The organism is Caldicellulosiruptor sp. DIB 104C, from assembly GCF_028198085.1.
In the GTDB taxonomy this organism is placed as follows: domain Bacteria; phylum Bacillota; class Thermoanaerobacteria; order Caldicellulosiruptorales; family Caldicellulosiruptoraceae; genus Caldicellulosiruptor; species Caldicellulosiruptor saccharolyticus.
Genome location: NZ_CP116337.1, coordinates 2,335,242 through 2,346,066 on the forward strand (window position 1 = coordinate 2,335,242; position 10,825 = coordinate 2,346,066).

Below are 10,825 nucleotides of genomic sequence, written 5' to 3' on the forward strand. Positions count from 1 at the left end.
TGATTAGTATAATGTTCTCTGCACCTTTTAGTTTGTATGTAAGTTTAACAATCTCAGGTGACAGGTGAATAAGGTCGCAAATTAGCTCCACTTTAAAATATTGTTTTATTTTCTTTTTTACAAACTTAATTCGATTTTTTTTTTATCATACGTCAAAGTATTTTTAGTACTGAGAATGATTATTTCGTTATAGGTGATATATTCTTATTATTTCATTTATTATGTCTTTGTTTATATATGCACCGCTATTGCTTTGATATCCATCTATTAGCTCTTTTAATTCTTTTTTGCTAATTATTCCCTTCTCAAAAGCAGCACATAAAATGCCCAACGTGCCAGTCGAGTTTATTCCATACTTTTTACAGATTTTTCGTACTGGTTTATCATTTGAAACACAAATAATTTTTTCTTGGAGTGCTATTGAAATTACAAGTCTATCATAAACTGAAAGAGCTTTGAACTTTTTTAGCTCCTGAAAAAAACTATATCCCTCTTCTGTTTCAAGATTTGCAATATCATATCCTAAATCCTTGAGTTTTTTAACAACCTCAGCTGGTAGCTCTTTTGATACAACGAAACCGGAGACAAAGACTTTTGAAAACCTGAAGAGGAATTTCAAGATAGCTTAGCCTTTGAAAATCTATTATCACATTTGTATCAAGTATTGCTACTTTATCTATGAGTTTCTTAATCTTCTCTCTCATCCATCATCCACTTCTTTGCGTTCTCTCTTGCTTCTTCAACACTAATCCCAAGAAGTTCTGCCACCTTGTTAATTCCTATTTGTTCCTTCATAAAAAGCATTCTTACTATCTTCTCATGTGCAGTATTTTTTTTGAAGTAAGGCATTGGATCAGGTTCTTTTTTAGAGTAACCTTTCATGTTCAAGTATTTCAGCCATTTTTGATATTCTTTATCACTGATATATTCATAGTCGTTTAAAACATGCAAAAGGGCTTTTAAACTTACTCGCAAATCTTTTTTGATGTATATGAGATCATTCCATGATAACTGACTTTTGAGTAAGACAGAATACTTAGCAAGACTTTTCCGCGGAATCAAAAAATATCCTGCAAATTTGTCAGCAATTTTTTCGTAAATATTCCTGCGAGTAGACTGTAGAATAACTTGTCTGTATTGGTTTCTGTCAAATAAAATGTGAGCATACTCATGAACAATACTAAATATCTTTCTCTCTTCTGGAATGTTCTCATCATCGTTAATAACTATAAAACAACCCTTTTGGTCATGCAAAGCAGACACTCCAAACATGTCTGGCATATCAAATTTTTCAAAAATTATTCTTATTCCCTTATTTTCAAAACATTCAATGATTTCCTCTCCTCTGCTTTCACCAATGTTTAACCATTTTCTTTCTTCTAGTGCTATCTGTTCTATTTGAAGTTTTATCTCCTTTGATATTTGCTTTTCCTTAGAATCTATTTTGAGATTATACTGTTGTGGAAGATAGGAAATCTTTTCACCAGCAAGTTCATAAATCTCATAGACCCTGTTTATCAAATCACAGACTTTGTACTGAACGGTTGAGATAGATTCTTTATTTAAAACATGAGCCCTGAATAAAAAAGCCATTTCTTCATGTTTGTTTTCAAGAAAATAATCTAACGGCTTTCCAAAAAATTCAGCTATTTTGAAAAGCTTCTCGCTATCAATAATCACTTCACCTTCAAGGTATTTAGTCATAGTCTGCCTGGTAACTCCAATTAAATCTGCAAGTTGCTTTATCTTTACATTCTGTTTTTTCATTAAAGCGTGGATGTTATTCCCAATTACCTTTGCTAATGACATACTAACTCACTCTCATCAATTTTTTGTTATAAATATTTTACACTATTTGAACTATCGTTGCAATAAAAATGTTAATTTTATTTAACATTCTAATTTGCATCGCTACTTAGTTTTTTAAATGCAGCAGTAGACAAAATTGAGCAGATCGAAAATAAAAATCTAATCGTTAAAGCAGCTATTAGCTTTATTGAAAAAAACTATAACAAGAACATTACATTAGAAAGTGTTGCAAAAGAGGTATATGTAACACCTGCGTATTTGAGCATTCTATTTAAAAGAGAACTGAAAATTAATTTTGTTGATTACCTGCATAAAATCAGAATTCAAAAAGCCCAAGAACTTATGAAAAATCAAAATTTAAAGACATATCAGGTTGCAAATATGGTTGGCTTTTCTGATGAGAAGTATTTTTCTCAAGTTTTCAAAAAGTATACCGGACTTACACCAAGTCAGTTCAGGGAGAGCCTGCTTTGAAATTTATCATGCCTTATACACAAGCTCTCCCTTAGCATATACCTCTTTTACATTTAAATTCTCATCCATCAATATAAAATCTGCCGAAAATCCTTCTTTTATCGCACCGCACTTAAGTGAAAAAAGTTTTGATGGATTGTAAGTTGCTGCCATGAGAGCATCTTCTAATTTAATTCCGATTTTTACCAAGTTCTTTATTGCCTTATCAATTGTCAATGTGCTGCCAGCAATGGTGCCATCAGTTAATCTACAAATTCCATTTTCAACTTTTACTCTTAGGCTTCCTAAACTGTATTCACCATCACAAAGGTCTGTGGCAGCAATAGAATCACTGATTAGTATAATGTTCTCTGCACCTTTTAGTTTGTATGTAAGTTTAACAATCTCAGGTGACAGGTGAATAAGGTCGCAAATTATCTCCACTTTTATATCGCTCAAAAGCGCATAAGTTGTAATAGAATTCTGTCTGTGATGTAGCTGTGGCATTGCGTTGAAAAGGTGAACAATATTTTTTGCACCAAGCATGTGTGCTTGCGCTGCCTCATCAAAACTGCTATTTGTGTGACCAAGCGAAATGTTAATACCTTTCTTCGCTGCTTTTGAAAAAAACTCAACAGGATTTTCAAGCAGCTCTGGTGCAAGCGCAATGTCAATAATTTTTTCTTCACAGTTAGAAATCAATTCTTCTAACTTCTCAGCTGTTGGCCTTTGCAAAAATCTCTCATCATGTGCACCTTTCTTTGCAGGGTTTATAAATGGCCCCTCTAAGAATATCCCGGGGATGTTTAGCTTAAAATTTGGGTCTTTCTTTGCCTCTTTGATAGCTTTTGCAAGTCTATATATGTTTTCAAACGGAGCCGATACAATTGTTGGCAGAATAGTTGTAACACCATGTTTAAAATAGTAGTTTTGGATAGTTTTTAAATCATTCTCTGTAGTATCAAAAAAATCAACTCCACCAATACCATGTGTGTGTTTGTCAACAAATCCAGGTGATAATATAAAATCTCTTCTGTCTATAATCTCATCTTTTCCAGTATCAATTCCTTTTTGCGTTCCCAGAATTATTCCATCTTCTACAACCAAGACATTGTCTTCGATAAAAGAATGCCCATTGAAAATCTTTTTGGCCAAAAACTTTTTTCTCATTTTTAAAACACCTCAAAATATACTTCTAACTTTCTTCCAGTTCTAAGCTAACTTTGCCAGCTGCTGCCCAAAACCTTTCAACAATCCTATCAAGCCCTTCCTTTTTCCTCTCTTTACACCACAGCCTGCAGTAATAACTTCCAAGTTCAATTAAATCACTTGCTGTCACTGTATTCTCAAGCCTTTTTATCGCTACCCTTATAGCCTGTCGGATAAATGCTAAATCTTCAGGAAGATTTGCATCAATAGCCTTTTGCAAAGCTTCTTCAAAACACCTTTTTAACCCTCGTTTCTCAGAAGTCCCCATTTGCACAACCTCTTTGCTTCCATACAACAGACCTTTTATATTATTTGCAATTTTCGACATACCAAAAACTTTTCGTACATCAAGTAGCTTTTCGCTTTCACCAGAAAGAACAATATAACTTTTTTCCCAATCCCCATCACCTTCAGCAAGCTCAATTGTAGCAACAAGAAGCGGATATAAAAAACTAAACAAACACTCCTGACCATCATCACCCCAGGATGTCACCAAAAAGCCTTGAATGCCTTTTTCCTTTGCTGCATCAATAAAGTTTTTTATGTTCTCAATTGCTACTTCAAAGTCAGGATAAAACCTGTTCCAATTAGAAAAACCTGGACACACTATCTGATTTGATTGATAATTCTTTCCAAGACTTTCAATCCTGTTTATAAAATGCTCCTTGGGCATTGCTGCATAGTCCCAGTTGGCTAAAATTGTCCTTTGCCATATATCGCTTTGCAAAAGCTTCTCCCATACCTTCCTTTCATCAGGCCTCAGAAACATGCCTGTTAGCATATCTCCCCACATGATAGGAATCTTTCTGTATTTTTCTACCATATCTATCATGTTTTTGTGATGTTCTTCATATAACTTTGGCCCTTCAAATATCCAATTCTTTTCCAAACTTTTTCCCCTTCCAAGTGCCCATGTCTCATCCCCGCCAATGTGAACGTACTTAGATGGGAAAAACTCTATGACTTCTTCTAAAAGTTCATAAGCAAATCTTTTTGCTTCTTCATTCGACAAGTCGAGGCATCCTTCTCTTGGCAAATACCATTCACTGTATTTGGAGTACTCTGGAATTGATAAAATATTCTCCATATGACCTGTTAACTCTAAAGATGGAAATACTTCAATTCCAAGATTTTTGCCGTACTCTATAATTTCTTTTAACTCCTCTTTTGTTAATCTTCCTCTACCTGCACCTATCTTAGGATGTTTTTCCCATGGAAAAAGGTCTTCAAAGTATATTGCAAAGTAGTTGTATTTTAGCAAAAATAGCCATCTCAATATGTTTTTAAAAGTTGATACACTGGGCACTCCGCCCCTTGCAATATCAAGATGAAAGCCTCTAAAAGAAAATCTAAATTCCTCTTCTACTGTGACTTGCGGCAGTGCATCTTTTCTTTGAATTAAGAGCTGAACTATGGTGGCATAAGCAACATTAACATTTCCCCAGACATTTACTTTTTTGTCCTCTATTGAAATACCTGTTCCAGGTCTTTCGACAATCTCTATCCTCCATGAGCCTTTTGGTATTGAAAACTCCCTTGAAATGAAATCTGGAAAGTTTTCAAAACCATCGAAGTCAAACCATTTCCCTGTGAAATCAAGTTTTTTAGGCTTTGGAACAATTTTAAACATTTTCTGGTATCTCCCTTCTGCAAGCAATTTTTATGCTTTGTCAAAAATTATCTGCACCCCAAAAGAGAAATTTATTTGGCTCTCTTGTCAGGATACTTATCAGTTTTTCAGTTGAATCAACAAGTAAGCCTTCCAGCTTGAAAGGAGTAATAAGATTTACCATCAAACTATTGTCTTTAAACTCAGTACACCCAGTAAGTTCAAGGCCAATTGCCTTTGGATATTTAATTGCTTCTGCATCTTCATTGTTTATGATAAATTTTATAAACTCCATCAAAGGTATCTCTTTGTTTGATAAGTCAGAGCAGCCATATTCCAGTATAACTATTTCTTTGCCACTTTTTCTATAAAACAAATATGCAGCCAATCTCCCCTCAATAAAATATCCTAAACTTATCTTTGGTTCAAACTTAACCCAGCCAAGCCAATATTCCCTGTTTCTAACAACAGGGCCATTAAAATTAGCTGAGTATAGCTTGTAGATTTCATCTATAATTTCGACATTATTGTCTGACAAATTTATTTCTTTTACTTCCCCTGTTTGAGTAGTCTCAGATTCATAATATTTTTGAAAGGTATCTCTGTCAACCAAACAAAATTCGCGCGGCAGTACTTTATAGCCAAACTTGCCATAAAAATTGTGAAGCGATGCAAAAAGTATAGAAATAGAAAGCTTTTTCTCTTTCATTGTATCTATTGCCATGCAAAGAAGCTTTGATGCAAGATTCATTCCTCTGTACTTAGGTTTTGTACTTACCTCTCCTATTCCACCAACTGTTATCTCTTTCTCGTGAAAGTATATCTTTCTGTAAAATAATCTTACTGTACTTGCTATAATACTACCGTCTACTGCCACAAAAATGCTGCCAAGAACCAAAGAATTTTTTGTTATTTAATTCCATTAGGCATTTTGTGTGATATCCCCCTTGTGCTTGTTTGTGCATTTGCACTACAAAATCTTACCACAAGGGGGATATTTCTAATTTTTTCCGTAATTATTTCTACCTTCAATGGTTATATTTTTTATTCAATAGCCTCTATAAAGTTCACTCTGACGACTTTTTTTGAGGAATAGCAGATAATTTTTTATTTAAAAGATAATCTATTATAAAGACTCCTATTACTAAGAAGTAAATAACTTTTGTCCACAATTCAAACAAAATTATCCACCAATCATTGCTTATATACTTTTCTATTTCAAAATAACTTCCTGTAAGATCCCCGATCATTTTAACAAGTATGGATCCTGCTAATCTAATATCAATATCAAACTTTTCTACATTGAAAATAACCACCAATAACATAAATTGTACAAACATATAATAGGTATTCCAACATATTAATGATAAAAGAAGCTTTACTTTCTGAAATAATTCATTAACTCTACTTCCTTTTCTTTTTATTAAATAAATATTTATCATTTCATCTGGATGAGCTAACCATAAATAATTGAAAATAATCTGAAGTAAAAAAACTTGTAAAAACATAAAAGAAGAAAATACCTTATAGCAAGAACCTATATTAGGCTTGATCGCCTTAACTATACCAGGTCCAACAAATGTTACTATTAAAATGGATGTTGTCAAAAAAATAGTATATAAATTGAATAAAAAATAAACATCAATTACCTTTGAATTTACACCTGTTGTATATAATAAATTTACAAACTCAAATTGTTTTCTTAAAAGCCTTATTAACAATGTCATTAATATTATCCAAACAACGCAAGATAATAACCATATTAAAAAGCCTTTAAATTTGTTTTCTGAAAAATCTATAGAGACTATAAAAAGAATAACAAATAGGAATACAACAAAAATTAAAAGAAAAATAAAAAATATTTTCTGAACTTTATTTTTGGGATAGATATATTCAATATCCTCTATAAAAAGTTTTTTGAGTAATGAACCACAATAATAGAATATAACCAGTCCAAACAGAGAAACTACTCCTAACGCCCCCACCAACCATAGCCAAAATATTTCACCCATTATTCAAATCCCCCTTTTCATAAGCCATTATACTTTTTGTACTTTTCCTAAATATATTTTTTACCCCTTCACAGCACCGGCTATCATACCTTTTAAAAGTTTGTCTTGCAAAACAAAGTAAATTATTATGCTTGGTATTGCAGAGATTACAACTGCAGCAAACATTTTGGTAAGCTCAGCTCCGTACATTCCCCTAAAATTCAAAAGTCCAACAGGCAGTGTCATTTTTTCTGGTGTTTGTATCAAAACCAGGGGTATCAAAAGGTCGTTCCATGCACCGAGGAAATTGAATACTGCAATTGTCACAAAAGCGGGCATGGTCAATGGAAGAATAATCTTATAAAATATCTTGTAGACAGAACAGCCATCAATCAATGCTGCTTCTTCTAATTCGCGTGGGATTGTCTTGTAAAATCCAGTTAAAATAAAAATCGAAGTTGGGAGGGCAAATGCAACTGTTGGAATCAAAAGTCCTATGCGGGAGTCTAAAAGGTTTAGTTTTTTAAAGTTTATAAAAAGCGGAATTAATATTATTTGGATTGGGACCATAATTCCCGACAAAAAATAGTTCAAAACCTTTTGACTTGATCGCCATATCATCCTCTCAATTGCATATGCTGCCATTGAGCTTATAATAAGTGAAAAAATTACACTTACAGAAGAGATTATGAGACTGTTTATCGTAAACCTCTGAATTCCCATAGTCACCCATGCATCATAGTAATTTTTTAGTTGAAGTTTGGACAATTGTGGCAAACCAAAGGGATTTGCCAAAAAATCATTGTTGGTCTTTACCGAGTTGTACACAAGCCATATTAATGGAAATAATGTCAATATTGAATAAAAGGTCAAAAATGCGAATATTATTGCTTTTGCCACAGGAGAAAGTTTAATGTATTTTGCAAACACTTTCATACCACCTCACAAAACTTAGTACACTTCTTCTCTTTTAGCAGCAAACTTATTTATAAGAACAGTAACTAAAATGCTTACAACAAACAAAAAGGTTGACGCTGCACTGCCAAGACCATACTGAAGTTTGTTAAATGCTGTTCTGTAGATATATGTAGCGATTGTCTCAGAAGCAAAATCTGGACCCCCTTCAGTCATTATCCATGCCATGTCAAAGTACTTCAGTGAACCTGTGATAATTAAAACTATTGAAACTCTCAAGACAGGACGAATTTGAGGAATTATTATTTTAGTGACCATTTTCAGCCCTTGCGCACCATCAACAATAGCTGCTTCAATGATATCCTGTGATATTCCTGAAATAGCAGCAATATATAAAATCATATGATATCCTACCCACTGCCAGCATGTTGTGATGGACAGTGCAAGGATAACATATTTTTGTGAAAGCCACTCCTGCTGCAAAGAATCAAGGCCAATGCTCTTTAAAATTGAATTTATAAGCCCAAAGTCATAGTTATACACAAAAAACCATAATATTCCTATTACAGCACTTGATAAGATATTAGGTATAAAAAAAGCATTCTGAAAGTATTTCCTTCCTTTTGTTATGTTAACTATGCACAAAGCCAGGAAAAGCCCTAAGGTGACCTGAAAAATTAATGAAAGTACTGTTATTTCAATTGTGTGCCAAATTGAGGATAAAAATATTCCATCAGAAAACAGTTCTTTATAATTTTCAAAGCCCACATAAGTCATTGTAGATAGCATATCCCATTTAAAAAGGCTCATATAAAATGAATGCAAAATAGGAAGAGGAATAACCAGTGTAAAAAGTATTAGTGCTGGTGCAATGAATATAGCAATAGCAAGTTTATTTCCAAATGCTCTTTCCAATTTTTTCACCTCTTCTTTTTTCTATTTAGGCTTTTTGTCTTATCTTGCTATATTTAGAATGAGCCGAAGAGCACATTCAACTCTTCGGCTCACAATTTTTTATTTTTTCATCTCTTTTTTAGCAATCTCTGCAAGTTTTTTGAATGCCTCAACAGGGTCTTTCCCAAGATAGATTGACTGGATTGTGTTGTTAAATCCATCGCCAATTATTGGTCCAAACATGACATCATAGTATGTGAATGAGTCTTTTGTGTTCTGGTCCTTTAATAAATTCAAAACCTCAAGATACAGACCTGTAACTTTCTTTGGGTCGGGATTTACTTTTACTGTTGGGAAATACCCTGCTTTTTCAGCCAGCAGGTCCTTTGCATATCTCTGTTCAGATAAAAGTTTTAGCCATGCAGCAGCAGCCTGTTTGTTCTTGCAGTTTGAACTTACTGCAATGACCTGTTCAATTCCTGCGAGGAAGTTATTTACATTGCCTTTTCCACCTTCTATTGCTGGCCATTTGAATGCACCTACATATTTCTTGACTGGTGATTGAGTTGACAGATACCCAACATCCCATATTCCCATAACATACATCGCAGCTTTTCCTTGGTCAAATAGATTTCTTGCTGCAACATAATCTAAGCTTGTTGCACCTTTTGGGAAAGCACCAAGTTTGACAAGCTCCTGTATCTTCTTGCCTGTCTCAATAAACGCTTTGTCTGTCCATGCGTTTGGATCTTTTTGAACTTTTCTGTAAGCTATCCGGGTCTATTCTGTTTGCAATATACTCTGCATACATTGCCAAGATCCACGGGTCTCTTGCATCAAGCGCAAATGGTATTATTTTGTTTTTAGTCAAAACCTTTATAACATTTACAAGCTCTGACCATGTCTTTGGAGGTGTAAGTTTGTATTTTGCAAAGATTTGTTTGTTGTAGTATATAACTGTTGCAACTCTTATCTGAGGAATACCATAGATTTTGCCGCCAAAAGTTGTCAGGTCAAAAACGCCATTGACATACCTGTTTTTCCATTGTGGGTCTTTGTTCATGATGTCGCTAATTGGGAAAAGCCTTTTTGCATCTACATATGGTTTCATCTTACCAGCTGCCCACATGTTGAGAATATCTGGTGGATTGTTTGCTGCCATTGCTGTTTGGAGCTTTGTTTTGTACTGCTCACCTGGAGTGTACACAGCCTTGATTTTCACACCGTACTTGTTAGTAGAGTTAAACTCTTTGATAGCCTGCTCATACACCTGTTTTATAGTGTCAGAGTCAGAAACCCAGCTCCAGAATGTAAGCTCATTTGTTGCACCTTGTACCTTTTTTTCACCCATTTGGCCGACTAAAACAACTGAAAATGAAAAGACCACTAAAATAGCTAAAGCCACAACTTTTAACCACTTTTTCATTTAAAATTTACCTCCTTTTATTTTTGTTTTTCACTTTTAATTTTAGTGTGAAATGCCCAATAGCCTATATAGACAAACACAACTTTTTTGTTTAAATTTTTAACCTCGATTGTTTTTCCAAAGCTTGTTTCTTCCACTCAATAGGTGTCATACCATACACTTTTTTGAATACTTGGCTAAAATACTGGGCATCTGAAAATCCAACTGCCTCAGCAATTTCGTAATGTTTTAAGCTGGATGTTTTCAAAAGCTTTTCTGCTTTTTTGAGCCTCACTTCAGTGAGTATCTCTTTAAAAGTTTTTCCAGTTTTGTTTTTCAAAAGTCTGCTAAGATACACAGGGTGAAGATGGACATACTCTGCTACATCATTCAAGCTTATTTGTTTTGAACAATTTGCAAAAATAAAGTCAAAGACCATATCAATTATGTTTTTGTTCTCACAGGAATCTAAACATTGCTGCCTACTATGCTCAGCAGCTACTTTTTCAACCGCTTTTTTCACAGTTTCTAAAACTTCTT

12 protein-coding genes are annotated in these 10,825 nt (G+C 33.8%); 1 reads left to right on the forward strand and 11 read right to left on the reverse strand.

The window, feature by feature from the left end:
* Window positions 1–187 precede the first annotated feature (187 nt).
* Window positions 188–619 carry a DUF3368 domain-containing protein gene (locus PGC14_RS11470; RefSeq protein WP_271629003.1) on the reverse strand — a complete coding sequence of 144 codons (432 nt, stop codon included), beginning with the start codon at window positions 617–619 and terminating at the stop codon, window positions 188–190.
* A 68-nt stretch (window positions 620–687) separates the two neighbouring features.
* Window positions 688–1,809: a helix-turn-helix domain-containing protein gene (locus PGC14_RS11475; protein WP_011918026.1), complete on the reverse strand. Its 1,122-nt coding sequence runs from the start codon at window positions 1,807–1,809 to the stop codon at window positions 688–690.
* Between the two features lie 210 nt (window positions 1,810–2,019).
* Here PGC14_RS11475 and PGC14_RS11480 point away from each other — a divergent pair, with 210 nt between their 5' ends.
* Window positions 2,020–2,283, forward strand: coding sequence for a helix-turn-helix transcriptional regulator (locus tag PGC14_RS11480; protein ID WP_271629885.1), 264 nt, complete (start codon window positions 2,020–2,022; stop codon window positions 2,281–2,283).
* A gap of 6 nt (window positions 2,284–2,289) precedes the next feature.
* Here PGC14_RS11480 and nagA read toward each other — a convergent pair whose 3' ends face one another.
* The 9 genes from nagA to PGC14_RS11525 all read right to left on the reverse strand — a co-directional run.
* Window positions 2,290–3,432, reverse strand: a complete 1,143-nt coding sequence (gene nagA / locus PGC14_RS11485; protein ID WP_271629004.1) for an N-acetylglucosamine-6-phosphate deacetylase — start codon at window positions 3,430–3,432, stop codon at window positions 2,290–2,292.
* 25 nt (window positions 3,433–3,457) lie between these two features.
* Complete coding sequence (locus tag PGC14_RS11490; RefSeq protein WP_271629005.1) at window positions 3,458–5,101, reverse strand: beta-N-acetylhexosaminidase; 1,644 nt, start codon at window positions 5,099–5,101, stop codon at window positions 3,458–3,460.
* Between the two features lie 40 nt (window positions 5,102–5,141).
* The gene (locus PGC14_RS11495; protein WP_271629006.1) at window positions 5,142–5,978 is read right to left on the reverse strand and encodes a GNAT family N-acetyltransferase; all 837 of its coding nucleotides are present in this window, start codon (window positions 5,976–5,978) and stop codon (window positions 5,142–5,144) included.
* A 169-nt stretch (window positions 5,979–6,147) separates the two neighbouring features.
* Window positions 6,148–7,092, reverse strand: a complete 945-nt coding sequence (locus tag PGC14_RS11500; RefSeq protein ID WP_271629007.1) for a hypothetical protein — start codon at window positions 7,090–7,092, stop codon at window positions 6,148–6,150.
* A gap of 60 nt (window positions 7,093–7,152) precedes the next feature.
* Entirely contained in the window at window positions 7,153–8,007 is an 855-nt protein-coding gene (locus tag PGC14_RS11505) for a carbohydrate ABC transporter permease (RefSeq protein ID WP_039764902.1), read from the reverse strand.
* Between the two features lie 15 nt (window positions 8,008–8,022).
* Window positions 8,023–8,901: a carbohydrate ABC transporter permease gene (locus tag PGC14_RS11510; protein ID WP_271629008.1), complete on the reverse strand. Its 879-nt coding sequence runs from the start codon at window positions 8,899–8,901 to the stop codon at window positions 8,023–8,025.
* A gap of 99 nt (window positions 8,902–9,000) precedes the next feature.
* A complete protein-coding gene (locus tag PGC14_RS11515) occupies window positions 9,001–9,654 on the reverse strand; it encodes an extracellular solute-binding protein (protein WP_307742518.1) in 654 nt (217 codons plus the stop codon).
* Window positions 9,596–10,306: an ABC transporter substrate-binding protein gene (locus PGC14_RS11520; RefSeq protein WP_271629009.1), complete on the reverse strand. Its 711-nt coding sequence runs from the start codon at window positions 10,304–10,306 to the stop codon at window positions 9,596–9,598. Before PGC14_RS11520 ends, PGC14_RS11515 begins: the two co-directional genes overlap by 59 nt.
* A 91-nt stretch (window positions 10,307–10,397) precedes the next feature.
* Window positions 10,398–10,825, reverse strand: a 428-nt coding sequence (locus PGC14_RS11525; RefSeq protein WP_271629010.1) for a helix-turn-helix domain-containing protein, incomplete at its 5' end; no start/stop codon positions are given.